Annotated in this window: 25 protein-coding genes; 19 read left to right on the forward strand and 6 right to left on the reverse strand. The window is 61.6% G+C overall.

What is annotated here, in order from left to right; genetic code table 11:
• Positions 1–148 precede the first annotated feature (148 nt).
• The 3 genes from KUV51_RS00805 to KUV51_RS00815 form a co-directional block, all read right to left on the reverse strand.
• The gene (locus tag KUV51_RS00805) at positions 149–1,519 is read right to left on the reverse strand and encodes a CmpA/NrtA family ABC transporter substrate-binding protein (RefSeq protein WP_222519730.1); all 1,371 of its coding nucleotides are present in this window, start codon (positions 1,517–1,519) and stop codon (positions 149–151) included.
• Positions 1,520–1,753: 234 nt separating this feature from the next.
• Complete coding sequence (locus tag KUV51_RS00810) at positions 1,754–2,932, reverse strand: CmpA/NrtA family ABC transporter substrate-binding protein (protein WP_222519731.1); 1,179 nt, start codon at positions 2,930–2,932, stop codon at positions 1,754–1,756.
• Positions 2,929–3,513, reverse strand: coding sequence for an ANTAR domain-containing response regulator (locus tag KUV51_RS00815; RefSeq protein ID WP_222521192.1), 585 nt, complete (start codon positions 3,511–3,513; stop codon positions 2,929–2,931). Before KUV51_RS00815 ends, KUV51_RS00810 begins: the two co-directional genes overlap by 4 nt.
• Before the next feature lie 201 nt (positions 3,514–3,714).
• On the opposite strand from KUV51_RS00815, the gene KUV51_RS00820 reads away from it, so the two are divergent.
• The 5 genes from KUV51_RS00820 (at position 3,715) to KUV51_RS00840 (ending at position 8,300) form a co-directional block, all read left to right on the forward strand.
• Complete coding sequence (locus KUV51_RS00820) at positions 3,715–4,923, forward strand: FAD-binding oxidoreductase (RefSeq protein ID WP_315898776.1); 1,209 nt, start codon at positions 3,715–3,717, stop codon at positions 4,921–4,923.
• 10 nt (positions 4,924–4,933) lie between these two features.
• A complete protein-coding gene (locus KUV51_RS00825) occupies positions 4,934–5,773 on the forward strand; it encodes an NAD-dependent epimerase/dehydratase family protein (RefSeq protein ID WP_222519732.1) in 840 nt (279 codons plus the stop codon).
• A 3-nt stretch (positions 5,774–5,776) separates the two neighbouring features.
• Positions 5,777–6,751 carry a membrane dipeptidase gene (locus KUV51_RS00830; protein ID WP_222519733.1) on the forward strand — a complete coding sequence of 325 codons (975 nt, stop codon included), beginning with the start codon at positions 5,777–5,779 and terminating at the stop codon, positions 6,749–6,751.
• Between the two features lie 62 nt (positions 6,752–6,813).
• A complete protein-coding gene (locus KUV51_RS00835; RefSeq protein ID WP_222519734.1) occupies positions 6,814–7,758 on the forward strand; it encodes an NAD(P)-dependent oxidoreductase in 945 nt (314 codons plus the stop codon).
• Positions 7,759–7,799: 41 nt separating this feature from the next.
• Entirely contained in the window at positions 7,800–8,300 is a 501-nt protein-coding gene (locus KUV51_RS00840) for a hypothetical protein (protein ID WP_222519735.1), read from the forward strand.
• On the opposite strand, the gene KUV51_RS00845 is transcribed toward KUV51_RS00840, so the two are convergent.
• Genes KUV51_RS00845 through KUV51_RS00855 form a run of 3 tightly spaced genes read right to left on the reverse strand, consistent with a single transcriptional unit; the run spans position 8,297 to position 10,709 of the window.
• The gene (locus KUV51_RS00845; RefSeq protein WP_222519736.1) at positions 8,297–8,848 is read right to left on the reverse strand and encodes a TadE/TadG family type IV pilus assembly protein; all 552 of its coding nucleotides are present in this window, start codon (positions 8,846–8,848) and stop codon (positions 8,297–8,299) included. The two genes, KUV51_RS00840 and KUV51_RS00845, sit on opposite strands and share 4 nt — an antisense overlap.
• On the reverse strand, positions 8,848–9,384 hold the full coding sequence (locus KUV51_RS00850) for a TadE/TadG family type IV pilus assembly protein (RefSeq protein ID WP_222519737.1): 537 nt from the start codon (positions 9,382–9,384) through the stop codon (positions 8,848–8,850). The genes KUV51_RS00845 and KUV51_RS00850 overlap by 1 nt, the downstream gene beginning before the upstream one ends.
• A complete protein-coding gene (locus KUV51_RS00855; RefSeq protein ID WP_261385590.1) occupies positions 9,381–10,709 on the reverse strand; it encodes a pilus assembly protein TadG-related protein in 1,329 nt (442 codons plus the stop codon). The genes KUV51_RS00850 and KUV51_RS00855 overlap by 4 nt, the downstream gene beginning before the upstream one ends.
• 385 nt (positions 10,710–11,094) lie before the next feature.
• On the opposite strand from KUV51_RS00855, the gene KUV51_RS00860 reads away from it, so the two are divergent.
• The 14 genes from KUV51_RS00860 (at position 11,095) to nrdR (ending at position 25,240) form a co-directional block, all read left to right on the forward strand.
• Positions 11,095–12,525: a Glu/Leu/Phe/Val family dehydrogenase gene (locus KUV51_RS00860; RefSeq protein ID WP_222519739.1), complete on the forward strand. Its 1,431-nt coding sequence runs from the start codon at positions 11,095–11,097 to the stop codon at positions 12,523–12,525.
• Between the two features lie 195 nt (positions 12,526–12,720).
• Complete coding sequence (locus KUV51_RS00865; protein WP_222519740.1) at positions 12,721–13,974, forward strand: sarcosine oxidase subunit beta family protein; 1,254 nt, start codon at positions 12,721–12,723, stop codon at positions 13,972–13,974.
• An 85-nt stretch (positions 13,975–14,059) separates the two neighbouring features.
• Positions 14,060–14,323, forward strand: coding sequence for a sarcosine oxidase subunit delta (locus KUV51_RS00870; RefSeq protein ID WP_222519741.1), 264 nt, complete (start codon positions 14,060–14,062; stop codon positions 14,321–14,323).
• The gene (locus KUV51_RS00875; protein ID WP_222519742.1) at positions 14,320–17,253 is read left to right on the forward strand and encodes a sarcosine oxidase subunit alpha family protein; all 2,934 of its coding nucleotides are present in this window, start codon (positions 14,320–14,322) and stop codon (positions 17,251–17,253) included. The genes KUV51_RS00870 and KUV51_RS00875 overlap by 4 nt, the downstream gene beginning before the upstream one ends.
• Positions 17,246–17,785: a sarcosine oxidase subunit gamma gene (locus KUV51_RS00880; protein WP_222519743.1), complete on the forward strand. Its 540-nt coding sequence runs from the start codon at positions 17,246–17,248 to the stop codon at positions 17,783–17,785. The genes KUV51_RS00875 and KUV51_RS00880 overlap by 8 nt, the downstream gene beginning before the upstream one ends.
• A 38-nt stretch (positions 17,786–17,823) precedes the next feature.
• Complete coding sequence (locus tag KUV51_RS00885; protein WP_222519744.1) at positions 17,824–18,126, forward strand: hypothetical protein; 303 nt, start codon at positions 17,824–17,826, stop codon at positions 18,124–18,126.
• Positions 18,127–18,162: 36 nt separating this feature from the next.
• Entirely contained in the window at positions 18,163–20,121 is a 1,959-nt protein-coding gene (dnaG, locus tag KUV51_RS00890) for a DNA primase (RefSeq protein ID WP_222519745.1), read from the forward strand.
• Positions 20,122–20,249: 128 nt separating this feature from the next.
• Complete coding sequence (rpoD, locus tag KUV51_RS00895) at positions 20,250–22,235, forward strand: RNA polymerase sigma factor RpoD (RefSeq protein WP_222519746.1); 1,986 nt, start codon at positions 20,250–20,252, stop codon at positions 22,233–22,235.
• A gap of 81 nt (positions 22,236–22,316) precedes the next feature.
• On the forward strand, positions 22,317–22,586 hold the full coding sequence (locus KUV51_RS00900) for an HlyU family transcriptional regulator (RefSeq protein WP_222519747.1): 270 nt from the start codon (positions 22,317–22,319) through the stop codon (positions 22,584–22,586).
• A 92-nt stretch (positions 22,587–22,678) separates the two neighbouring features.
• On the forward strand, positions 22,679–23,134 hold the full coding sequence (locus tag KUV51_RS00905; protein WP_222519748.1) for a thiol-disulfide oxidoreductase DCC family protein: 456 nt from the start codon (positions 22,679–22,681) through the stop codon (positions 23,132–23,134).
• A complete protein-coding gene (locus KUV51_RS00910) occupies positions 23,131–23,724 on the forward strand; it encodes a DUF4166 domain-containing protein (protein ID WP_222519749.1) in 594 nt (197 codons plus the stop codon). Before KUV51_RS00905 ends, KUV51_RS00910 begins: the two co-directional genes overlap by 4 nt.
• Positions 23,708–24,115 (forward strand): secondary thiamine-phosphate synthase enzyme YjbQ, encoded by a 408-nt coding sequence (locus tag KUV51_RS00915; RefSeq protein WP_222519750.1) that lies wholly within the window; start codon positions 23,708–23,710, stop codon positions 24,113–24,115. Before KUV51_RS00910 ends, KUV51_RS00915 begins: the two co-directional genes overlap by 17 nt.
• Before the next feature lie 105 nt (positions 24,116–24,220).
• A complete protein-coding gene (locus KUV51_RS00920) occupies positions 24,221–24,649 on the forward strand; it encodes a hypothetical protein (protein WP_222519751.1) in 429 nt (142 codons plus the stop codon).
• A gap of 123 nt (positions 24,650–24,772) precedes the next feature.
• Positions 24,773–25,240, forward strand: a complete 468-nt coding sequence (nrdR, locus tag KUV51_RS00925; RefSeq protein WP_039688325.1) for a transcriptional regulator NrdR — start codon at positions 24,773–24,775, stop codon at positions 25,238–25,240.
• The last annotated feature ends 16 nt before the right edge of the window (positions 25,241–25,256 follow it).

Raw genomic sequence — 25,256 nt, forward strand, 5'->3', positions numbered from 1 at the left:
CGGGGGGTGCACGCAGGGTGACACCGTGGTGTTGGGGGCTCTTGCGGCACAGCAGCGTGCCTAATTTCTAAGCAGAGGCCCCACCGTTGGGGCCGGATTGCTGCGAGGCAGCGTAGGGTGGGCATCGCTGCCCACCCCGTCATGGCTTTCAACCTTCGACCGCGTTGCCGATGATCTTCTGGTCACCCTTCAGACCGATGGGCAGGCTGTCGATGTAAGCGTTGGGCGCTTTACCGTCATAGGCGATGCCATCGATGATGTCGGCCGCGGGCGTCGGTGCCTTGAACCCATCGCTGTCCCAGGGGAAGTCGGCTTCGTTTGCCAAACCTTCGTCGACCAGCAGCCGCGCGGCTTCGAGGTAAATCTCGGGCTTGTAGACTTTGGCGGCCATGTCGAAATACCACTGGTCAGGCTTCGCTTCCGAGATCTGACCCCAGCGGCGCATCTGGGTCAGGTACCAAATGGCGTCCGAATAGAACGGGTAGGTCGCATTGTAGCGGAAGAACACGTTGAAGTCGGGGGCCGGACGGCGGTCGCCCTTCTCGAATTCAAAGAAGCCGGTCATCGAGTTGGCGATCACGTCGTAATCCGCGCCCACATATTCCGAGCGGCTCAAAATCTCGACCGCTTCCTCGCGGTTGGCGTTGTCGTTCTCGTCCAGCCAGATGGCCGCGCGGATCAGCGCCTTGGTGATGGCCTTCGTGGTGTTGGGGTATTCTTCGGCGAACTCGTTTGTGATGCCGAACACCTTTTCAGGGTTGTTCTTCCACATGTCGTAGTCGGTGATGACCGGCACGCCGATGCCTTTGAACACCGCTTGCTGGTTCCATGGCTCACCCACGGCGTAGCCATATATTGTGCCAGCTTCCATCGTTGCAGGCATCTGTGGGGGCGGGGTCACGCTGAGCAGCACGTCCGCACCGATCTGGCCGGTGATGTTGTCGGGGCTGTAATAGCCCGGCTCCAGACCACCGGCGGCCAGCCAGTAGCGGATTTCGTAGTTGTGAGTGGAGACAGGGAACACCATGCCCATGTTGAAGGGCAGGCCTTGGTCTTTGTAGTCTTCGACGACCGGCGCCAGAGCTTCCGCGCTGATCGGGTGCTGCGGACGACCATCGTCCATCAGCGGCACGTGAGGTTTCATCTCTTCCCAGATTTCGTTGGAAACGGTGATGCCGTTGCCGTTCAGGTCCATGGAGAAGGGCGTGATGATGTGTGCCTCGGTGCCGTACCCGATGGTGGCGGCAAGTGGCTGGCCTGCCAGCATGTGTGCGCCGTCGAGTTGGCCGTCGATCACGCCGTCCAGCAGCACTTTCCAGTTCGCTTGCGCTTCCAGCGTCACGAACAGGCCTTCGTCTTCGAAGTAGCCGTTTTCATACGCGATGGCGAGCGGCGCCATGTCGGTCAGCTTGATGAAGCCAAATTTCAGCTCATCCTTTTCGAGATCCAGCAGCTCGGCATGTGCTGCCGTGCCAAGCAGGGCAGCCATGGCACCTGCAAATGTAAAGAGACGGGTCATCCTGTCGGTCCTTTTTTAAACAAAAAAGCCGCCCGTTCTACGGAGCGCATGGGAGGAGGTATGCGCAGGCAGAACGAGCGGCTTTGCTCTTGATAGAGCCTCCATCGTGGAGGCCGAGGGAAGCGTCTTTGCTTCGTTGACCTCAACGTAGCGACTCACCGAGCCGCTCGCCAATTGGATTTTGGTCGTAAGCAAGAGATTTCCGCTGCAATGCAGAAACTGCCCAAAAACTAGTCACTCAGCACCGCCAAAATCGAAAATCTCGCCATCAAAAAAAGCATCCGGCCCCAGAATCATCTCCCCCCGCGTCGACGCGACGGCCATGGGGTGGGTGAGGGCGCCTTCGATTTTGGCGGAGGCGCCGGGCATGTCGACGCCGATGGGGCCAAGGTGCTGGCGGTAGCAGTCGGGGCGCATGGCGCGTTGGGCCATGGCGATAGCGTGGTCGCGGTTGATGCCTGCAAGGCGCGCGATCTCGGCCCCGATCCAGGCGGCCTGGCTGCGCCACGGGAAGTTCGCCGCTCGGTCGTGAAAGCGCAGGAAGCCCGGGACATCCACGGGCGCGGCACCAAACTGGGTGGCAAATCGGCCCATCAAGGCATGATCGAGTGCTGCGTGCGGCAGATCGAGATGCGCGCTGCGGGCGAGGATCTCTATGGCGAGCGGACGGTTCTTGGGCGTGTCGAGCCACGCCGCAGCCCGCGCAATCGCGCGCATGAGCGCGCCCACCACGCTCGGGTTCTCTTCGACCCATGCGTGCCGCGCGGCCAGAACCTTTTCCGGCGCGTGTGCCCAGATCGCCGCACCGGGCAGAATCAGCTCGCCGACGTCATTGCCGACAGCCACCGATCCCCACGGCTCGCCCACGCAGAACACGTCGATCTCGTCCGAAGCGACGGCATCGGCCATCAACGGCGGTGGCGTGGTGATGATGTGCATCTTCGACAGATCCGCCAGACCTGTGTGGCCGATCCAGTATTCAAACAGCAGCCGATGCATGGAGTAGGGGAACGGCACGCCAACGCGCAACGGTCTGTCCAGCGCGGACAGCATCGGTCCGGCCGTGTCTTGCGGAGATGCAAAGCCGCCCGGCCAACCTTTGCGCCGCATGGCCTCCGCCATCGCGTTCGACACGCCGATGACTGTTCCGTTCACCGACAAGACCATCAGTGCATCGATCCGCGCCATGGGTCCGCTCAGGCCAAGCGACATGGCGATGGGCATGGGGGCCAGCATATGGGCCGCATCCAGATGGCCAAGCGCGAGCAGGTCCCGCAGCGCGGCCCATGAGGGTTGGCGCAGCAGGTTCAGCGACAGGCCTTCGTCGGCGGCAAAGTTCAACTCCTGTGCCACGATCAATGGAGCGCTGTCGACCAGCGGCACGTAGCCGCAATTGAGACGTGCGGTACTCATGTCAGCAAGTCCGATGCAGTCAGCAAGGCCTGTGCCACTTCGATCACCTTGCGGTTCTGCGACATGGCGGTCTTGCGCAGAAGGGCATAGGCCTCTTCTTCGCCCACGCCCTTGGCCCGCATGATCATGCCCTTTGCACGGTCAACCGTCTTGCGGTCTGCAAGGGCTTGCTTGGCTGCCTCAAGCTCATTGCGCATCTGGCTCATCATCTGGAACCGGGCAATGGCGGTCTGCAGAACGGGCTTGATCCGGTCGGGCTGCAATTCACCCACGACATAGGCCGAAAGGCCCGCCGCGACGGCCGCCTGGGTCATCTCGTCATCTGAGCGGTCCACAAACATGGCCACGGGGCGGCTCTGCGCCTCGGAAGCAACACTGACCTGCTCAAGCGCATCACGGCTGGGGTTTGCCAGATCAATCAGGACGAGGTCGGGATCAAGGGCGGCCAGTTTTCGCGCCAATCCGCTCACGTCGCCCAAGACGACCACGTCGGTCCAGCCACCTTCCATCAGCGCGTCAATGATGTCGCGCGCACGATCAGGATCGGGTTCGATCACAGCAATTTTCATATCTTCAGTCACGCATGATGTGGTGCGCGACAGGGGCAGGGCGTTCCATCCACGACCTACTAGCTGCACGTTCATGTCGCATGATGCGCGGTTTATGTCCTAACGGCTGTGCATGGCGCACAAAAATTCGGCAGGTGGCAAACAAAGCGCTGGTGCGGCACGCATATCCGCAGCACAGTCGGCGCAATCGAGGGCTGCAAACCGGGGACACAGGTGGCACAGGTACCGCAACACACCCAGTACGATGTGGTGATCGTCGGCGGTGCGATCATGGGGGCGTCGACGGCTTGGTTTCTGATGGACAACCCGGACTTCAATGGTCGGGTGTTGGTGGTGGAACGCGATCCGACCTATTCACAATGCTCAACCGCACACACGAACAGCTGTATGCGGCAACAATTCTCGACCGAGCTGAATGTGCGGATCAGCCAATTCGCCGCGGACTTCGTCAAGAACATCAGGACCTACATGGGCGGCGATGAACGGGTGCCCGAGCTTGGCATTCGCAGCTTTGGCTACATGTACCTTGCCGACACCGATGCCTTTGCAGACACCCTCCGTCGGAACATCAAGGTACAACACGCGGCAGGGGCCGCAACCAAATTGATGACGCCGGATGAGATCAAGGCAGCCTATCCGTTCTATAACGTCGATGACATCGTGCTCGGGTCCATCAACACGGTAGACGAGGGGTACTGGGACGGGGCTGCCGTCTTTGACTGGTGGCGCAGGCAATCACGCGAGCGTGGGGTTGAGTATATTGAGAACGAAGTGGTTGCGATGACCCGCGATGGGTCGGGCACGCGCATTGACAGCGTGACCCTCGCCAGTGGCGAAGTCGTTGCCTGTGGGCACGTCGTCAATGCCTCGGGCCCGCGCGCCGCGCGCACCGCGCAAATGGCGGGCATCGACGTACCGGTCGAGCCGCGCAGGCGGTATTCGTGGGTGTTCAAGGCCGAACAACCGCTTGACCGTGACCTGCCGCTGACCATCGACCCATCGGGCGTACACGTGCGCGAAAATGGGGGTGGGACCTATCAGGCGGGCGCGCACTCAGACATTGATCCTGCGGTCGACTACAGCGATTTCGCGATGGATCACGGGATATGGGAAAATCACGTCTGGCCGGTCATCGCCACGCGCATCCCGCAATTCGAAGCGATCAAGGTGACCAGCGAGTGGGCGGGCCACTATGCCATGAACACCTTCGACCATAACGCGATCACAGGGCCGCATCCTGAGGTCGGGAATTTCGTCTTCCTCAACGGCTTTTCCGGCCACGGCTTGCAGCAATCTCCGGCCATGGGGCGGGGAACCGCCGAATGGCTGACCTATGGCGAATATCGCAGCCTCGACCTGACGCCTTTCGCATATGACCGGCTTGCGACAGGCCGCCCCATTCTGGAACAGGCTGTAATCTGAAGGTGCTGACATGAAAAAACTCGTTCTGACCGGTGCAGCCGGAAAGCTTGGCTCTTACCTGCGCGAGCCGTTGTCGAAACTATGCGAAACATTGGTGTCCACCGACATCGCAGATGGGATCGACACGCTCTTGCCCGACGAAAGCTATGTGCAGGCAGACCTTGCCGATTTCGACGCGATGGAGGCAGTGGTCAAAGGCGCGGACATGGTCGTGCATTTTGGCGCGTTCGTGGACGAGGGGCCGTTCGACACGCTGCTCGGCCCCAACTTCATCGGCTCCTATAACATCTGGGAATCCGCCCGGCGGCACGGGGTCCGGCGCGTGGTCTATGCCTCATCCATCCACGCCGTTGGAATGCACCCCAAGACCGACGCCATCGGGATCGATGCGCCGCATCGCCCCGACGGTTTCTATGGCCTTGCCAAATGCTTCACCGAAGACCTCGCCCGCATGTACTGGGACAAGGAAGGGATCGAGGCCGTGTGCCTGCGCATCCTGTCCTGCGCCAATGTCACGAACCCTCGGGCTGTGGGGTCGTGGCTGAGCTACGACGACATGATCCATCTGGTCGAGCGGGCCGTCGACACGCCCATCGCAGGGTTCTCCATCGTGTATGGCGTCTCCGACAATGACCGCGCCCCGGTCGACAACTCGGGCGCGCGTCACCTGGGGTATCGGCCAAAGGACAACGCCGAACAGTTCGCCAAGGAGATCTATGCCAAGGCTGGCGTGCTTGATCCGCAGGATCCGGCCAATTTCTATCATGGCGGTCCCTTTGCCAGCACGCCAATCGGCCAAGGCGCGATGATGGCCTTCAACCTGGACAAAGACGATACGGGCAAGGACTGAGCGGTGCGCATCGATAATCTTCAGTACTGCAATTGGTCGGAAAAGATCTTTCGCCAGATGCGCGAGGGGCGCGTGGACGCGGTGCATGTCACAATCGCCTACCACGAGAATTTCCGCGAAACGGTGCTGAATTTCGAGACGTGGAACCGGTGGTTCGAGCAGTATCCCGATCTGATCATCAAAGGGCTAAAGGCCAGCGACATTGATCGCGCCAAGGCGGAGGGCAAGACGGCCATCTTCTTCGGCTTCCAGAACCCCAGCCCTATCGAAGACGATATTGGCTTGGTCGAGATCGTGCACACGCTCGGCGCGCGTTTCATGCAGCTTACCTACAACAACCAGTCGCTGCTCGCGACCGGTTGCTACGAAGATGATGACACCGGCATCACGCGGATGGGCCGTCAGGTGATCAAGGAAATGAACCGGGTTGGTCTGGTGGTGGACATGAGCCATTCGGCGGATCGCTCGACCATTGAGGCGGCGGATATCTCGGAACGGCCCATCGCCATCACCCACGCCAATCCGTATGATTGGCACCCTGCGCTGCGCAACAAGCGCGATGACGTGATCCGTGCGGTCACTTCGAACGGCGGGATGCTGGGCTTTTCGCTCTATCCGCACCACCTCAAGGACGGATCGAACTGCACGCTCCAATCCTTCTGTGAAGCGGTTGCGCGGACGGCAGAGAAATACGGCACCGACAAGATCGGCATCGGCTCGGATCTTTGCCAGGATCAGCCCGACAGCGTGGTCGAGTGGATGCGCGTGGGGCGCTGGTCGAAGGAGATCGACTATGGCGAAGGCTCTGCCGCCAATCCCGGCTTCCCGCCGCAGCCCGACTGGTTTCGTGACAACCGGGACTTCGGCAACATCGAAACCGGCTTGCGTACCACCGGCATGTCCGACGAGGAAGTCGCGGGCATCATGGGCGGGAACTGGTATCGCTTTTACGCCGAAAACTTCGAACCGGCGTCGTAAACAAGCCGGACAGCGCTGGCCCCTCCCTTTCCACTGACATCGATAGAAAAGGGAGTGCGGCCATGAAAATCGGCTTTATTGGTCTGGGCAATGTGGGCGGCAAGCTGTCGGGCAGCCTGATCCGAAACGGCCATGATGTGGCAGTACACGATCTCAATGCCGATTTCGTTGCTGCCAAGGTGGCGGATGGCGCACGTGACGGACAAAGCCCGGCGGCCATGATGCAGCACTGCGATGCGGTGATCACCTGCCTGCCCAGCCCCGCGGCCTCGGCTGCCGTCATTGACGAGATGCTGCCGCATGTCGGACCCGGCAAGATCTGGATGGAGATGTCCACGACGGACGAAGCCGAGGTCAAGCGCATAGGCGCGCAGGTCATTGATGCGGGCGGCGCGGCGGTCGATTGCCCTGTCTCGGGCGGCTGTCACCGTGCGGATACAGGCAATATCAGCATCTTTGCCGGCTGCGATCGTCCTACATTCGACCGCATTCTGCCGCTGCTCACGACGATGGGGCGGCGTGTGCTGCATACGGGCGACCTGGGCAGCGCGTCGGTGCTGAAGGTGCTGACGAACTACCTTGCCACGGCCAACCTTGTGAGCTGCGCCGAAGCATTGACCGTGGCCAAGGGCGCAGGGATGGACCTTGGCGTGGCCTATGAGGCGATGGCGATCAGTTCCGGCACTTCCTTCGTGCATGAAACCGAAAGCCAGGTGATCCTGAACGGGTCGCGGGACATCTCGTTCACCATGGATCTCGTGGCCAAAGACATCGGGCTCTTTCAGGACGTCGCGGATCGGGCCGGGGTGCCGCTCGACCTCAACCCGCTCCTGATCCGGCTCTTTGACGACGCCATTGGGCGCTTTGGCCCGCGCGAGTTGTCACCGAACATCATCAAGCGGCTGGAAGAGGCGACGGGACTGGACGTCACCGCACCCGGCTTTCCCGCCGAAATGGTCGACGACGAACCCGAAGAACCCGGCGCGGAAGTCATCGTGCGGCGCTGATCGACCTTGCCCGCCTGCCATGCGCAAGCTAAGGGCGGGCCATGCAAGGACTGGATTTCAAAGAGGGCGAGGTCATCGCCACGATCAATGCGTCGCCAGGGCGTCGTATCCTGGGGGTGGGGTCACTTTGGATCCTGTCACTGATGGTGATCTATGTGGGTATCGTACGCCCGCCCGAGATCGGCTGGCAGATTTTCCTGCTTGCGCTGGGCGGCGGCTCGCTCTGGATCGCTGAAAAGATGCGCCGCGCAACGGCGCTCACGCTTGAGCTGACGCCCGAAGAGTTGCGGGACAGCTCGGGTCAGGTGGTGGCACGCACCGCAGACATCGCATCGCTTGATCGCGGCATGTTCGCGTTCAAGCCATCAAACGGTTTCCTTTTGCGCTTGACCCACTCGGGCGAACGCGCTTGGCGTCCCGGCCTCTGGTGGCGTCTGGGAAATCGCGTCGGCGTCGGCGGCATGACACCGGGTCATCAGGCAAAATTCATGGCCGAGATCCTCTCGGCCATGATTGCAGAACGGTCGTCTGATCGGTCCTAGTCGTTGGTCCACAGCACGCGCGGCGCATAGCGCGGGCGGGTGAAGACGAAGTTCTCGATTTCGCGGTCCTTCAGCCCTGTTTCGAACGGGGCGTCATACTTGGCGAAAGTTTCGACAACCATCACACGTTCATTGTGCGGCAGCACTGGAAGCAGGTGCTTCAGGCTGTTGACCTCGTTGTGTGACAGGCCCTTTTTCCATCCGCGCGCCCTGGACCAGTCACGCTTGTAGACGTCGTTCACAGCATCGTACTTCACGCTCGTGACCCGGATTGCGACGTTGCTCGTCGCATTGTTGGTCAGATAGGCAAATATCTTCTGCGTGCCATCGAGGTAGCTGTTGTCCAGCGGCGTCGTTTCCCGGGAAATGATGTCGCCGAGGGTATAGGCTGCCTTCTGGTTGATCGAGTGTTGGCGATAGGAGTCGAAGATCGCGAACATCGACAGGTAGGCCCAGAACAGGAGCGGGATAAGGATCACCGTTTCGATGGCGATACTGCCCTGATCCTCGTCGCGGAAGACCCGCAGATTGTTGATAAGGCGTTTCATCAGCTTGGCTCCTGCACAAATCCGGACATTGCGGTCATTTTGACCCGGCCCGCGCCATCCTTGGAGAACGAGGCTCCCAGTCCGGTCATCGGAAAGACGGGCTGGAACGAATAGCACGCCCGCAGCATCATCAATTCGTGCTCGCTGCCGTGCACAAAGGTGGTCGACGGAGTGACCGGCAGGGACACGTCGGCACAATCGATCGAGTTAGGGAAGCCAGCAAAGGAACGCGCCGACACCGGCATCATCTCAAGCTTCAGGGCGTTGTCGCAGTCCTCAAGAAAGCCGGAGAACTCGCAGACCATCTGCTTGATGTCGCTGTGCGAATAGTTGGCCGTGGTGTTCAGGCGGACGTTGCGCACCGCCATGTCGAGACCCCGGTCGAGGAAGCCCTGGCGCACCTGGTAGATGCCGAGTTCGACCGACGTCATGAACAGGGTGAACATCAAGGGAATGGCAAGGGCGAATTCCACCACCATCTGGCCGTCTTCCTCACGCCGGAACCGGCGCAGAAACGATTTGGGATTGAAGGTCATTGGGTCAGCCTCAGTTGGTTGATTTGCTTGGCAATTGCCTCGAAGGCTTCGGTGATTTCGACGCCTTCCACCCGGAAGAAGTGGCTGGGCGAGGAGGCGCAATTTTCCATGACCCCAGCAGAATAGTCGGTAACTTCGAAGCCCACGGACCAGACGACAATGCCTTCTTCTTTGGCGGCGTCGCAGATGTCCTCAAGCATCGCGTCGGCTTGCGCGGACGTGTATTTGGTGTAGCGCCAGTTGTTCCAGCTGTGACCAACGTAGTTGTTCAGATACCAGTGCAGCGGATACCTGCTCCAGTGCGCATAGTGCGAGGAGTTGGCGTAGTACCATGGCTGGATGCGCGTTGTGTCCACGTTCTGACCATCGGTCATCAGCACGACCGTCTTCAGCGTTTCCGGATCGCTGTAGGATGCCGGCCGATTGGCAAATGCGTCATCCACGACGTCGGTCCCTGCCTGTGCAAGATCCTGAGTGATCGGACGGAATGTCGGGTCCAGCAACGCGACACCCCATTTCATGCCCAGGTGGATCGACGTATTGGCGCGTGCGCGATAGTCGTCGATCGTGTTCTTGAGCTTGGTCGCGCTCTGGCTGAACGGAACAATCTCTTCGTAGCTCCGCTTGGGACAACCGGGGTTGCTGACCGGGTTGGAGTAGTTCCAGCCTTCGTCGAAGTGCTGCATATGCTCGTATTCATTGTCGAGATTGAGCCCGGCTTCGGAGAAGTCCGCGATCTCGAAGTCAATGCAGTACGAGTAGTTGTGCAGATGGTTCGTTTCCATGCGCGAGAAGATGTCGTAACCGGCATTCACCTGCGCGGTGTATGGGATCAGAGAGACCGAGATCAGGTCGTCATTTTCGTCTCTGATCACAGTGTCGACAAATGACTTGGCTGCAGTTTGCAGGTTCGCCATCTTGTTGTTCCAACCCATGGAACCGGAGATATCGAGCACCATCGAAATCTCGACGTTCGACACACGCTCTTCGGCCTGCGCCTTGGCCGGCACCGGCAGCGACTCGACGCCCATCAGGCGCATGAATTGCGTTGTGGTGGTCATGTTGGCGGTGGCCGTGACCGTCCGAAAGTTCAAACCCTCGTCCACAGTCACCGAGCTGAGGTAGTCGCTCATGCCCGACTTGTTAAAATAGTCGCGCACCACGTCTTCGGCATCCAGCGGCTGGTCCAGGTCGGCGGCAGCCAGCACGGCGCGGTCCACCGTGGCCTGCATGCGCGTGCGTTCCATTTCGTTGCGCATCAGGTCGACCCCGATACCGCCCACGAGGATCATCATAAAGAACATCGCGACGGCGAAGATGGTCATAGCCCCCGACTCGTCCCGTGCAAATCCGGCAACGCTGCTTTTCAGCCCCGCCTTCGTTGTCAATTTCCGTGTCCACTTCATTGGCTTCGAGCACCTTGTTGTTTTGGTCATCTCAGGCCTGAACAGCCTTTTCGTCCGATGATTGGTGTGGCCCTCGAATGTGGCTGAATTCGGGCAGAAACGGGAAAGCTGTGGGGAGATTTCAATCGCATTGTAGTCAATCCGGCAGCGTATGCTCGACTGTTTACGATTTGATGGGAATTGCGCCCGTTCGCCGCCCTGTTCCCAAATCGCACAAAAAAGTCGCACCCATTAACGGAACCGTCATAGGCTGGCTTCACAGACTCGATCCGAAGTGAGTCGTGCCGGAAAAAGGAGATCCCGGATGAGCCCCCAAAATGAACCCAGTTTCCGTGAAAGCGTTGACATCATGTTCAACCGGGCCGTTGCCCTCATGGACCTGCCGCCGGGGCTCGAGGAAAAGATACGCGTGTGCAACGCGACCTATACGGTGCGCTTCGGTGTGCGGCTGCGCGGCCAGATCCAGACCTTCACCGGCTACCGTTCCGTCCATTCCGAACATATGGAGCCGGTCAAAGGCGGCATCCGTTTTGCGCTGGGCGTGAACCAGGACGAGGTCGAGGCATTGGCTGCCCTGATGACCTACAAATGCGCGCTGGTCGAAGCGCCCTTTGGCGGGTCCAAGGGCGGGCTGCATGTCGACCCGCGCGAATATGACGAGCACGAGATGGAGCTGATCACCCGTCGCTTTGCCTATGAGCTGATCAAGCGCGACATGATCAACCCCGCCCAGAACGTGCCCGCCCCCGACATGGGCACGGGCGAGCGCGAGATGGCCTGGATCGCGGACCAGTACAAGCGCATGAACACGACCGACATCAACGGCGTGGCCTGCGTAACCGGCAAGCCGACCAATGCGGGCGGCATCCAGGGCCGTACGGAAGCGACCGGGCGGGGCGTGCAATACGCGCTGCGCGAGTTCTTCCGCGACGCCGAAGGCGTGAAGAAGGCTGGCATGTCCGGCACGCTCGACGGCAAGACGGTCGTGGTGCAGGGCCTCGGCAATGTGGGCTATCATGCCGCCAAGTTCCTGAGCGAAGAGGACGGCTGCAAGATTGTCGGCATCATCGAGCGCGATGGCGCGCTGGTCGATGATCGCGGTCTGGACGTCGAAGCCATACGCAACTGGATTGCGCGGCATGGCGGGGTGTCCGGCTACGCCGATGGCACCTTTGTCGAAGATGGGTCGTCCGTTCTGGAAAAGGAATGCGACATCCTTGTTCCCGCCGCGCTCGAAGGGGTGATCAACCTGTCCAACGCCAAGGAGGTCAAGGCACCGCTGATCATCGAGGCTGCGAACGGCCCCGTCACCGCGGGCGCCGACGCCATCCTGCGGGACAAGGGGACGGTCATCATCCCGGACATGTACGCGAACGCGGGCGGCGTGACCGTGTCCTATTTCGAGTGGGTCAAGAACCTCAGCCACATCCGCTTTGGCCGCATGCAACGCCGCCAGGAAGAGGCGCGGCACCAGCTTGTTGTCGATGAGCTCGAACGTCTCAGCCGCCATCTAGGGGACGCCTGGACCATCACGCCGGACTTCAAGGACAAGTATCTGCGCGGCGCAGACGAGTTGGAGCTTGTGCGCTCCGGTCTCGACGACACGATGCGCGCGGCCTACCAGTCCATGGCCTCGGTCTGGCACGGGCGCGAAGACGTCGATGACTTGAGGACAGCCGCCTATCTTGTGGCCATCGGCAAGGTCGCGGACAGCTACCGGGCCAAGGGGCTCTGACGACGGCGCGGCGGCTCCGATCCATATCATCTGCGGCACCCGGTTCTTACGGGTGCCGCGTGTCGGAACGGTCGCGCTGCATAATCAGTCGCTGCCAGACCAGCCCGTGTCGAAAAGTGCCGCAGGCGGTCACACACCTCTTGCTACACCAAGCGGTATGATCATGGTGGAGCCTGCACGCAGGCGGAGGGGCACATGCGCTTTTCAGGGCTGAAGGTTCTGACCGAAGGGCTGACCGGAAACAAGGGCTGGGGGCCGCATTGGCGCAATCCCGAGCCGAAGCCCGAATACGACATCGTCCTGATCGGCGGCGGCGGTCATGGTCTGGCAACGGCGCATTATCTCGCCAAGGAACACGGGCTGACCAATGTGGCCGTGCTGGAAAAGGGCTACCTCGGTGGCGGCAACGTAGGCCGCAACACCACCATCGTGCGCGCCAATTACATGCTGCCGGGCAATTCCGAATTCTACTCGCACTCGCTGAAGCTGTGGGAGGGTTTGGAAGAAGACCTGAACTACAACGTCATGCACTCCCAGCGCGGCATCATTAATCTTGTCCATTCGGACGGGCAGCGCGACGCCTTTGTGCGCCGGGCCAACTCCATGTGCGGGCAGGGCGATGATGGCGCGATGCTTGACCGGGCGGGCGTTGAAAAACTGCTGCCGTTCCTCGACTTCGAACAGACCCGCTTTCCGATCTATGGCGGGCTCTACCACAAACGCGGCGGTACCGCGCGCCACGACGCGGTGGCCTGGGGCTTTGCCCGGTCTGCCAGCGACCGTGGCGTCGACCTGATCCAGCAATGCGAGGTCACCGGCATCCACGTCGAAAATGGCGTGGTTAAGGGCGTGCAGACGACCAAGGGGCCCATCCGTGCCAAGAAAGTCGGGATGGTGGCTGCGGGCCGGTCGTCTCAGGTCGCGGCAATGGCGGGCATGCGGCTGCCCATCGAAAGTCATGTCTTGCAGGCCTTTGTCACCGAAGGGCTGAAACCCTGCATCGACCACGTCATCACCTACGGAATGGGCCACTTTTACATCAGCCAGTCCGACAAGGGCGGGCTGGTCTTTGGCGGCGATCTGGACATGTATGCCAGCTACGCTTCACGCGGGAACCTGCCGCTTGTCGAGCATGTGGCCGAGGCGGCGATGACGCTGATGCCGGCGATCGGCAAGGCTAAGGTCCTGCGCAGTTGGGGCGGAGTGATGGACATGTCGCCCGACGGCTCCTTCATCATCGACAAGACGGACATCGACGGGCTCTTTGTCAATTGCGGCTGGTGCTATGGCGGGTTCAAGGCCACGCCGGCCTCGGGGCATACCTTCGCGCATCTGTTGGCCACCGGCAATCCGCACCCCACAACCGTCCGTCATCGTCTGGATCGCTTCCGCACGGGGCGCGGGATCATGGATGAAGAGGCCACCGGGTCTCAGCACAATCTGCACTAGGGAGGGTTGAGATGACGGGAGCCTCCGGCGGGGATTTTTTTGAAACAGGGAAGGGGTGGACCTTGCGCCCACTTGGAGACGTCTGATGCGGTTGCGGTGTCCGATATGCGGTGAGCGCGACCGGCGCGAGTTCTATTATCAAGGTGCGGCAGTGATGCTGGACCGTCCGGCACCCGATGCCGGAGAGGCCGCGTGGGACAACTACCTGCACCTGCGCGAGAACCCGGCGGGCGATCTGGAGGAGGTGTGGAGCCATGATGCAGGTTGCGGCGCCTGGCTGAAGGTGACGCGCAATGTGTCCACGCACGAGATCAAGAGCGTGGAGCTTGCGCGGGAGGTCAAGCAATGAGGGTTGAAGGCAAGGGGCTGATCGACCGTAAGCAGCGGCTGTCCTTCCGCTTTGACGGCAGGACCTACCATGGCTTTGCGGGCGATACGCTGGCCTCGGCCCTGCTTGCGAACGACGTGCGCCACGTTGCCCGTTCGTTCAAGTACCATCGCCCGCGCGGGATCCTGACGGCCGGATCGGAGGAACCCAACGCCCTTGTGACCATCGGGCGCGGCCCCGCCACCGATCCGAACGTGCGCGCGACCGTGCAGGAACTCTATGACGGGCTCGAGGCGCGCAGCCAGAATGCGTGGCCTTCGCTCGGTTTCGACGTTTTGAGTATCAATGATCTCGCAGCACCCTTTCTGGGCGCTGGTTTCTACTACAAGACCTTCATGTGGCCGCGCGCGTTCTGGGAAAAGGTCTACGAACCCTTCATCCGCCGCGCCGCTGGACTTGGCGCGCTTGGCGGTGAGAAAGACGCCGATCATTACGAAAAGGCGTACGCCTTCTGCGACGTTCTTGTGATCGGCGCCGGACCTGCTGGCCTGATGGCGGCCTGGACAGCCGCGCAGGCAGGTGCGCAGGTCATCCTTGCCGACGAAGACAGCCGCATGGGCGGTCGTCTGAATGCAGAGACCCTCACAATCGACGATAAGCCCGGTGCCGACTGGGCAGCAGATATGGTGTCGAAACTGGCCGCGATGGACAACGTCCGCCTGATGCCCCGCACCACTGTGACGGGCGCTCATGATGGCGGCACCTTTGGCGCGCTCGAGCGGGTCTCGCATCACGTGAACGGCGTGCCGCCGGGCGGGGTCAAGGAAACCTTCTGGCGCATCGTCGCCAAACGCTCGATCCTGGCCGCAGGGGCCATCGAACGGCACATCGCCTTCCAGAACAACGACCGCCCAGGCATCATGGCGGCAGGTGCCGTGCGCGCCTATCTCAACCGTTTCGGTGTGAGCGCGGGCAAGGCGGTGACCGTGTTTGCCAACAATGACGATGCGCACCGCACGGCAATGGACCTGCAGGACGCAGGCGTGCACATCGCCGCCGTGATCGACAGCCGCAAGGACGCGCAAGCGCTGGGCGATTACCGCCTGATGTCGGGGGCCATTGTCACGGGTGCCGAGGGTCGCAAGGGGCTTGAAGCCATCCGCGTCACGACCGCCACGGGCACCGAAAAGATCGCAACCGATTGCCTCGCCGTGTCCGGTGGCTGGAACCCGACGGTCCACATGACATGCCACATGAACGGGCGACCCACTTGGGACGAGCGCATTGCCAGCTTCGTACCGACCCCCGGTGCGATTCCGGGCATGGAAACAGCGGGAGCCTGCAATGGCGCGTTCTCGACCGCTTCGTGCTTGTCCGAAGGCGTCGCCGCTGCCAGGTCGAGCCTTGATGCGCTAGGCATGACAGCCCCTGACATCAAGATCCCGCAGGCTGACGACAGCAACTACGCGCTGGAGCCGCTCTGGGCCGTGCCGGGCAAGGGCCGCGCCTGGCTCGACTTCCAGAACGATGTGAGCGTGAAAGACGTCAAACAGGCCGCACAGGAAAACTTCACCTCGGTCGAGCATATGAAACGCTACACCACCCAAGGGATGGCGACCGATCAGGGCAAGAACTCGAACGTCGCGGCACTGGCACTGCTGGCCGATGCCACGGGGCGCGGCATTCCCGAAACCGGCACGACCACGTTCCGTCCCCCCTACACGCCGGTGGCACTTGCCGCCCTCGGCGCCGGGGCGCAAGGCAAAGGATTTGCTCCCGAACGCAAGACCACCAGCCACGCGGCCAGCGTGGCGGCAGGTGCGCCGATGATCGAGGCTGGTCTCTGGTACCGTCCCTCCCACTTCCCGCTGCCGGATGAAAAGACGTGGCGCCAGTCCTGCGACCGCGAGGTCGGATGGGTCCGCAACGCCGTCGGCATCTGCGATGTCAGCACGCTGGGCAAGATCGACATCCAGGGGCCAGACGCGGCCAAGCTCCTCGACTTCGTCTACACCAACATGTTCTCGACCCTGAAAGAGAACCGCGTGCGCTACGGCCTCATGCTGCGTGAAGACGGGCACCTCATGGATGACGGCACCACCGCGCGGCTGGGTGAAAACCACTACGTCATGACCACGACCACGGCAGCCGCTGGGCAGGTCATGCGGCATCTGGAATTCGTCACGCAGGCGCTGCATCCCGAATGGGACGTGCGGATCATGTCCGTGACCGAGCAATGGGCGCAGTTCGCAGTGGCCGGGCCGAAGTCTCGGGAACTGCTCAATGGCCTGCTTGATGACGCAATCGACGACAGCAAATGGCCCTTCATGTCGTGCGGTCCGGTCACGGTCCAAGGGGTCAAAGGGCGGCTCTTCCGCATCTCCTTTTCTGGCGAACATGCCTACGAACTGGCTGTACCGTCGCGCTACGGCGACAGTCTCTTCCGTCTGCTCGTCGCCCGAGCTGAAAGCCTGGGCGGTGGCGCCTATGGGATGGAAGCGCTGAACGTGCTGCGCATCGAAAAGGGGTTCATCACCCACTCCGAAATCGACGGTCGCGTGACGGCGCAGGACATTGGCATGGCGCGGATGCTGTCCGAGAAGAAAGACTTCATCGGCGCCACCATGGCGCAGCGCCCGGGTCTCACAGAAGCAGGCCGCGCGCAGCTGGTGGGGCTTAAACCCGTGGGTCCGGTCAAGCAGCTGACAGCAGGCGCGCATATTTACACGGATGGGGCAGAGCCTGTGGCCGAACACGATCAGGGCTATGTCACGTCCGTGGGCTTCTCACCCACGCTCGGGCACTTCATCGGACTGGGCTTTGTCACTGACGGCCTCTCGCGCCACGGCGACGTTCTGAACATGGTCGACCATGTGCGCGGCATCCAAACCCGCGTCGAACTGTGCGACCCGGTGTTCTTTGATCCGAAGGGGGAGCGCACCCGTGGCTGACCTGATCGCAAAGACTCCGCTTGATAGCATGGAACCGGTCACCATCGGCACATGCACCGTAACCGAGGCAAACCTCGGCACGTTGACCTCCATCGCGCCCTATGCCGGGGCCAAGATCGCGGACACGTTCAAGACCGCCCACGGCATGGCTTGGCCCGCACCAAACCGCGCGACTGGCAAGGACGGCGCGCGTGCCATCTGGTTCGGGCGCGACATGGTCCTGCTCGCTGGGCCAGATCCCGACGCAGGCCTCGCCAAACACGCGGCACTGACGGATCAATCGGATGCGTGGACTGCCGTCACCCTGGGCGGAGCCGACGCCGAGGCCGTGCTCGCCCGCCTGATCCCGCTCGACCTGTCGCCGGCCAACTTCAAACGCGGTCACACTGCGCGCACCCAGATCCAGCACATGACCGGCTCGGTCACCCGCATCGGCGCCGACACATTCCTGCTCCTGGTGTTCCGCTCAATGGCGGGCACCCTGCTTCACGATCTGGAAAGGGCCATGGCAAGCGTCGCAGTGCGCGGGTAAAACAGCGCAAACCGATTCCAATCTCCCGGAGCCCGCCCATGATCCGTTTCGCAACCGCCGCCGCACTCGCTTTCGTCGCGGCCCCAGCCTTTGCACAGGAAACCAAGGAAGAAAGCTGCGCCCTGCAATCGCAAGTGGTTGCGGCTGTCCAGCAGGCTCGCCTGGACCGGGTGAAGGAGCGTGAGGTGCAGGACCACATCCTCGCCCAAAGCCCCACCTGGCCGGAAAAATACAACAACACGATCCCGCTGATTGCTCCTTGGGTCTACGAACAGCCGCGCAAGATCATCCGCAACGAAAGCCTCGCGGACGCATGGAGCGAGCTTTGCCTCCAGCAGTGACTCGACTCGGGCGCCTGCGCGCCCAATATTAAGCCCATGAGCCTGCCCCCTGGATTTCTGGATGAACTGCGCACCCGCCTGTCATTGGGACAGGTTGTCGGGCGTAAGGTCATGTGGGACGCGCGCAAGTCCAACCAGGGCAAGGGCGACCTCTGGGCGCCGTGCCCGTTCCACCACGAAAAGACGGCCAGCTTCCACGTCGATGATCGCAAGGGCTATTATTACTGCTTTGGCTGTCACGCCAAGGGCGACGCCATCAGCTTCGTGCGCGAGACCGAGAATGTGGGTTTCATGGAGGCGGTCGAAATCCTCGCCGGTGAGGCCGGGATGCCCATGCCCGAACGCGACCCGCGCGCGCAGGAAAAGGCGGACAAACGCACCCAGCTTGCCGACGTCATGGAAATGGCCGTTCAGCATTTCCGCCTGCAATTGAAAACCGGCGCCGCCGGACCTGCCCGCGATTACTTGGAACGCCGCGGGCTCAACCCCGAAGCACAGGACCGCTGGGAAATCGGTTTTGCCCCCGATGCCTGGCAGGGGCTGTGGGACGTGCTCAAGGGCAAGGGTGTCGAAGACGACTTGATCCTCGGCGCAGGCCTTGCCAAGCCCAGTCAAAAGGGTGGCAAACCCTACGACACGTTCCGTGGCCGCATCATGTTCCCGATCCGCGACGCGCGCGGGCGCTGCATCGCATTTGGCGGGCGTGCGATGGACCCGAACGACAACGCCAAATACCTGAACTCGCCCGAAACGGAACTCTTCGACAAGGGGCGCAGCCTCTACAACCACGGCCCCGCACGGACGGCGGCAGGCAAGGGGCAGCCCCTTATCGTGGCAGAAGGGTACATGGACGTCATCGCGCTTGCCGAACACGGCTTCGGTGCCTCCGTCGCCCCCCTCGGCACGGCGGTGACTGAGAACCAACTCGCCATGCTCTGGCGCATCGCCGACGAACCGATCATCGCGCTCGACGGAGATAAGGCAGGCCTGCGCGCCGCGATGCGTTTGATCGACCTGGCGCTCCCGATGCTTGAGGCAGGCAAGAGCCTGCGCTTTGCCCTCATGCCCGATGGTCAGGACCCCGACGACCTGCTCAAGGCCCAAGGGGCGGGCGCGCTGCAAAAGCTGCTCGACGACGCGATGCCCATGGTCAAACTGCTCTGGCAGCGCGAGACCGAAGGCAAGAGCTTCGACAGCCCCGAACGCAAGGCCGCGCTGGACAAGGCGCTTCGCGACAAGATCACTCTGATCAAGGATCCGTCGATCCGCCAGCACTACGGACAGGAAATCAAGGACCTGCGCTGGCAACTGTTCCGACCCCAACGCGGCGGCGGGCAGGGGGGCAAGCGCAACTGGCAACCCGGTCGTGGCTGGCAGGCGCCGCCCGTGCCGATGGCCAGCACCAAAAGCTCGGCGCTTGCCGCAGGCAATGCACAGGTCACCGATCACCTGCGCGAAACGGTCATCCTCGCGGCGCTGATCTGCACCCCCGAAGTGGCCGAAGACTTCGAAAACGGGCTCGAAAGCCTCGCCTGCAATGATCCAGACCACGCCGTATTGCGCGACCTGATTCTGCGCCATGCGTACGCGGGTTCAGAGGTGTTGCGCGAAAACATTTTCGCCGCACTTGGCCCGGAAGCCCTTGATAACCTGCTGTCTTCACGCCATGTGGCAATTGTCCCGTGTATCCGCACACCCGGCGATGCCGACATGGCCCGTATGACCGTGGCCGAAGAGCTCGCAAAACTCAGCGCGGCAAAGGGATTGAATGCCGAGATCGCGGATGCGGTGCAGGACCTGGAAGGTGTAGCGGATGAAGGCGTGACATGGCGCCTCGCTCAAGCGGCCCAAGCCGCAACCCAGGCCAGCCGCAGCGGGAAAGAAGACGATTCTGAATACGAGACGGGCGACAACGGTGCCCGAATCAGTCGCAGTGAACGGGACGCATTTGCGGCCCTGATGGACCAGATCAGCTTCTCCAAACGCCGTAACTGATGCGATTTGGTCTCAAAACATAAAGAAAATGCGCTTACACGGGTGGCCGAATCACCCAAAGCACTAAATGTTTCTGGCAGCGATTCGCGGGGACGAATCGCCAAGGAGCCCCGGTAAAGGAGCCCAGTATGGCCGCGAAAGACACGAACGAAGACGCCAAGACCGAAGATCAGGACAGCGCCCACTCGCTCGACATGAGCCAGGCCGCGGTCAAAAAGATGATCTCGGAAGCCCGGGAAAAGGGCTACATCACCTACGATCAGCTGAATACGGTGCTCCCACCCGACCAGGTGAGTTCCGAACAGATCGAAGACGTGATGTCGATGCTGTCCGAAATGGGCATCAACATCATCGAGGATGAAGAGGCCGAGGAAGAAGAGCAAAAAGGCTCGACCGAGGTCACGACAACCGAAGGCACCCGTGACCTGACGCTGGGCGCCACGGGTCAGGAAAAGCTCGACCGGACCGACGACCCCGTGCGCATGTACCTGCGCGAGATGGGCAGCGTCGAACTGCTCAGCCGCGAGGGCGAGATCGCCATCGCCAAGCGGATCGAAGCCGGCCGCAACACGATGATTGCAGGCCTCTGCGAAAGCCCGCTGACCTTCCAGGCGATCACCATCTGGCGCGACGAACTTCTGAGCGAAGAAATCCTGCTGCGCGACGTCATCGACCTCGAAGCGACATTCGGCAACCAGATGGGCGAAGACGGCGAAGAGGTTTCCGAACCCGTCGTCGACACCGCTGCCAAGACCGAAGAAAAGGCCGACACCGGCCCCGAGCTTGATGCCGACGGCAACCCGATTGCCAAGGATGATGACGACGACGAGGACGAACAGGCCAACATGTCGCTCGCTGCGATGGAGGCCGCGCTCAAGCCGCAAGTGCTCGAAGCGCTTGAGGTGATCGCCCACGACTACTCGCTGCTTTCCGAAATGCAGGACAGCCGGATTTCGGCAACCTTGAACGAGGACGGCTCGTTCTCCGACGAGAACGAAGCGACCTACCAAAAGCTGCGGGCCGAGATTGTGCTGCTGGTGAACGAACTGCACCTGCACAACAACCGGATCGAGGCGCTGATCGACCAGCTCTACGGCATCAACCGCCGGATCATGCAGATCGACAGCTCCATCGTGAAGCTGGCCGACCAGGCCCGGATCAACCGCCGCGAGTTCGTCGACGCCTATCGCGGCCGCGAGCTGGACCCGAATTGGCTGGAAGAGATGGGCGGCAAGTCCGGTCGCGGTTGGCAGATGTTCATCGAACGCTCCGCCGACAAGGTCGAAGAGCTGCGCGCCGACATGGCGCAAGTGGGCCAATATGTCGGGCTCGATATCTCGGAATTCCGCCGCATCGTGCAGCAGGTCCAGAAGGGCGAGAAAGAAGCCCGTCAGGCCAAGAAGGAGATGGTCGAAGCCAACCTGCGCCTCGTGATCTCGATCGCCAAGAAATACACCAACCGTGGCCTGCAATTCCTGGATCTGATTCAGGAGGGGAACATCGGCCTGATGAAAGCGGTCGACAAGTTCGAATACCGCCGCGGCTACAAATTCTCGACCTATGCCACCTGGTGGATCCGTCAGGCGATCACCCGGTCCATCGCGGACCAGGCGCGCACCATCCGTATCCCCGTGCACATGATCGAAACGATCAACAAACTGGTCCGTACGGGCCGGCAGATGCTGCACGAGATCGGTCGCGAACCGACGCCCGAGGAACTCGCCGAAAAGCTGCAAATGCCGCTCGAAAAGGTCCGCAAGGTGATGAAAATCGCCAAGGAACCGATTTCGCTCGAAACCCCCATCGGGGACGAGGAAGACAGTCAGCTTGGCGATTTCATCGAGGACAAGAATGCTGTGCTGCCGCTCGACAGCGCCATTCAGGAAAACCTCAAGGAAACCACGACACGGGTCCTTGCCTCGCTCACACCGCGCGAAGAACGCGTGCTGCGGATGCGCTTCGGCATCGGCATGAACACCGACCACACGCTCGAAGAGGTCGGCCAGCAGTTCAGCGTGACCCGCGAACGTATCCGCCAGATCGAGGCGAAAGCGCTGCGCAAGCTCAAGCACCCCAGCCGCAGCCGCAAGCTGCGCAGCTTCCTCGACCAGTAACGCGCTTTCAAACACAGCGGGCGGTGGCACCACGTCACCGCCCGCATCAGCTGCCGCGCATGACAGACACGGAGTTGACCCATGTCCTTCCTGAAAAAACTGTTTGGCGGCACCACCCCGGCTGAGCCTGAGGGCGAAACCTATAACGGCTTCCTCATCATCCCGACCTTGCAAAAGGAATCCGACGGCTACCGCATCTCCGCCCGGATCGAAAAGGATGTGGACGGCGAAACCAAGGTCCACAGCCTGATCCGCGCCGACACCATCGCCTCGCAGGATGACGCCACCGCCGCAACAATCGCCAAGGCCAAACAGGTGATCGACGAACAGGGCGATGCGCTGTTCCGCTAGGGTCTTCGGCATCCACTTCCCCAACAGCTTGCGTCACCAGACCACGCTGCAAACCTCCCCTATGCGCCCTACTTTTGCGCAAAGGACCACAAATGCCCCGGCCAAGCGCGCTTTCTCCCGATCTCATGCAACAGCTCAATCAGCGTGACGTCATCGTCTTTGATGGCGAATGCGTGCTCTGTTCGGGTTTCTTCAAGTTCATGCTGCGCAACGACCGCCAGCAGCAGTTCGACTTTGTGCTGGCACAATCGCCGCTTGGGGCGCAACTCTACACCGCGCTTGACCTGCCGACGGATGATTTCGAAACGAACCTCGTCATCGTGGACGGGCAAGCGCACCAGCGGCTCGATGCGTTTGCCATGGCCATGCGCAGCCTGGGCTGGCCGTGGCGGGTGCTGTCGATCTGCCGCTTTCTACCGGCGCCGATCAAGGACCCTCTGTATCACCTGATCGCGCGCAATCGCTACGCCATCTTTGGCCGGTACGACACCTGCATGATCCCCGATGCCGCGACACGGTCACGCTTTGCTGCGAACGGTTGGACGTGACCTCGGCGCTGCCGGTTGCGTTGGGCGACGGATTCCAACACTTGCCGCCCGCACTGCGCGCATTTCATGCAGGCGTTGGCGGTGCTTCGTATGGTGGCACCGTCACGGTCCAATACGGAAACAGTCTGCTGCGCCTCCTGTCACGGCTGGTCGGTTTTCCCGGTCCCATGCACAACCGCCCCATGCGCATGTCGATCGTGACACAGGGTGACCACGAACGATGGCAGCGCGACTTCGACGGGCATATTTTGGTGTCCGAACTGCGTCTCTTGCCGGGTGGTGCAGGCGTCGCCGAACGCTTCGGCCCGATCGAAGTCCGCATGCAGCCAAGGGTTGTGGAGGGCGGGCTCGACATGCCCGTAACAGGAATACGCATGTTCGGAATCCCACTGCCCCGCTGGATGATCGGACCCAGCGGCGGACAAGAGCGCGCCAGTCTGGAGGGTGGCCTCACCTTTTGCGTATTTGCCCATGCCGTCGGCATCGGTCCGGTGATCCGTTACGAAGGCGCGCTTGCACCTGTCGCGAACGCGGCGCATCCTGACATGCCAGCCGTGCAAGAGCCAACCCGACATGCAAACCTGTTTTGACATCCACACAGACGGCCAGGGCCTCTACGAATTCACCCGAAAGGTTGTTGATTGGTGCCATGGCGACGGCCTGCTCACGCTCTTTGTCCAACACACCTCCTGCTCGCTCCTGATCCAGGAAAACGCTGACCCGGAGGTGCAAACGGATCTGCAGAACTTCTTTTCCCGCCTCGTGCCGCCCACGACCGACCCGTCGATGTCGTACCTGACGCACACCTACGAGGGGCCGGACGACATGCCCGCACATATCAAGGCCGCGATGATGCCGGTCAGTTTGCAGATCCCCGTCAGCGGCGGGCGCCCACTGCTCGGGACATGGCAGGGGATTTACCTCTTCGAACACCGCACGGCACCGCATCACCGCCGCGTCATCGGGCACCTCAGCGCCTAAAATTGCGGCGCCTCACGCGCACGGCGTCGCATGTGCCCCATTCTGCTGCGGCCTGTGGTTCCAAATCGTCTTCCCGCACCTACATGACAGGCAAAGGAGCGCACGATGCTTAAACCTCTCTCCCTCGCTGTTCTGATCACATTGCCCACGCTTGGCCATGCACAGGACTTTGTCCGGCGCGAGCGTTACACGATCCCGGTCAATCTGATCGACTCAACCAGTTTCGAAGTGATCGAAGCGGATGGAGCGGGCGGCACACAGCTGTGGTGCGCGGCGGGGCTCTATACCCGCAACGTGCTCGGGCAGCGCGGAGGTGATCTCTACATCCAGACAGGGCGAGGCGATGCTGTCACGGCGCCAGGACGAAAAGGCGTTGTCTTCAGCACGCAACCGGTGGAGGGCGCATTCTCATCCTTCAGCCAGGGCGTCCGCCGCGCGGGCAAGGTCTTTTCGATGTCCCACGCCTTCTCGCTCTGTCGTGATACGCCGTTTTTGCGGGTGCAAACCTCCGACAACCGGCTCGTTCGGCGATAATCGGACACCGCTCATCTAGCGGTCGCATTTCCCCTCTACCCAAAACCTTGACAACCGCCTATAGTTTCGTGGAACGGGGGAAAACCCCCACTACAGGCGGGACAAATACGAAGGGGATGGGCGATGCGCTGTCCGTTTTGCGGGAATATCGACACTCAAGTCAAAGACAGCCGACCGGCAGAGGATCACGTTTCGATCCGCCGTCGCCGCTTCTGTCCGGCTTGCGGCGGACGCTTCACGACCTACGAGCGCGTGCAGCTGCGGGATCTGGTGGTGATCAAATCCACGGGCAAGCGCGAAGACTTCGACCGCGACAAACTCGAACGCTCCATCCGCATCTCCATGCAAAAGCGCCCGATCGACCCCGAGCGCATCGACCAGATGATCTCCGGCATCGTCCGGCGCCTCGAAAGCATGGGCGAAACCGACATCCAGTCCAAGCAGATCGGCGAGATCGTGATGGAAGCGCTGAACCGCATCGACACGGTCGCCTATGTCCGATTTGCCAGCGTTTACAAGAACTTCCAGGCAGCTGACGACTTCGACAAGTTTGTCGCCGAATTGCGGCCCGACGCGCCCGCCGACGAGTGAGCACAGCGGACGACAT

The sequence above is a fragment of the Tateyamaria omphalii genome (assembly GCF_019802125.1).
GTDB classification, from domain to species: Bacteria; Pseudomonadota; Alphaproteobacteria; order Rhodobacterales; family Rhodobacteraceae; genus Tateyamaria; species Tateyamaria omphalii_B.

Bases quoted from the DNA above. Each gene is read 5' to 3' on its own strand.
- KUV51_RS00805 (WP_222519730.1), bottom strand. From the start codon at position 1,519: ATGACCCGTCTCTTTACATTTGCAGGTGCCATGGCTGCCCTGCTTGGC.
- KUV51_RS00810 (WP_222519731.1), bottom strand. From the start codon at position 2,932: ATGAGTACCGCACGTCTCAATTGCGGCTACGTGCCGCTGGTCGACAGC.
- KUV51_RS00825 (WP_222519732.1), top strand. From the start codon at position 4,934: ATGAAAAAACTCGTTCTGACCGGTGCAGCCGGAAAGCTTGGCTCTTAC.
- KUV51_RS00835 (WP_222519734.1), top strand. From the start codon at position 6,814: ATGAAAATCGGCTTTATTGGTCTGGGCAATGTGGGCGGCAAGCTGTCG.
- KUV51_RS00840 (WP_222519735.1), top strand. From the start codon at position 7,800: ATGCAAGGACTGGATTTCAAAGAGGGCGAGGTCATCGCCACGATCAAT.
- KUV51_RS00845 (WP_222519736.1), bottom strand. From the start codon at position 8,848: ATGAAACGCCTTATCAACAATCTGCGGGTCTTCCGCGACGAGGATCAG.
- KUV51_RS00850 (WP_222519737.1), bottom strand. From the start codon at position 9,384: ATGACCTTCAATCCCAAATCGTTTCTGCGCCGGTTCCGGCGTGAGGAA.
- KUV51_RS00855 (WP_261385590.1), bottom strand. From the start codon at position 10,709: ATGACCATCTTCGCCGTCGCGATGTTCTTTATGATGATCCTCGTGGGC.
- KUV51_RS00860 (WP_222519739.1), top strand. From the start codon at position 11,095: ATGAGCCCCCAAAATGAACCCAGTTTCCGTGAAAGCGTTGACATCATG.
- KUV51_RS00865 (WP_222519740.1), top strand. From the start codon at position 12,721: ATGCGCTTTTCAGGGCTGAAGGTTCTGACCGAAGGGCTGACCGGAAAC.
- KUV51_RS00870 (WP_222519741.1), top strand. From the start codon at position 14,060: ATGCGGTTGCGGTGTCCGATATGCGGTGAGCGCGACCGGCGCGAGTTC.
- KUV51_RS00875 (WP_222519742.1), top strand. From the start codon at position 14,320: ATGAGGGTTGAAGGCAAGGGGCTGATCGACCGTAAGCAGCGGCTGTCC.
- KUV51_RS00885 (WP_222519744.1), top strand. From the start codon at position 17,824: ATGATCCGTTTCGCAACCGCCGCCGCACTCGCTTTCGTCGCGGCCCCA.
- dnaG (WP_222519745.1), top strand. From the start codon at position 18,163: ATGAGCCTGCCCCCTGGATTTCTGGATGAACTGCGCACCCGCCTGTCA.
- rpoD (WP_222519746.1), top strand. From the start codon at position 20,250: ATGGCCGCGAAAGACACGAACGAAGACGCCAAGACCGAAGATCAGGAC.
- KUV51_RS00900 (WP_222519747.1), top strand. From the start codon at position 22,317: ATGTCCTTCCTGAAAAAACTGTTTGGCGGCACCACCCCGGCTGAGCCT.
- KUV51_RS00905 (WP_222519748.1), top strand. From the start codon at position 22,679: ATGCCCCGGCCAAGCGCGCTTTCTCCCGATCTCATGCAACAGCTCAAT.
- KUV51_RS00915 (WP_222519750.1), top strand. From the start codon at position 23,708: ATGCAAACCTGTTTTGACATCCACACAGACGGCCAGGGCCTCTACGAA.
- KUV51_RS00920 (WP_222519751.1), top strand. From the start codon at position 24,221: ATGCTTAAACCTCTCTCCCTCGCTGTTCTGATCACATTGCCCACGCTT.
- nrdR (WP_039688325.1), top strand. From the start codon at position 24,773: ATGCGCTGTCCGTTTTGCGGGAATATCGACACTCAAGTCAAAGACAGC.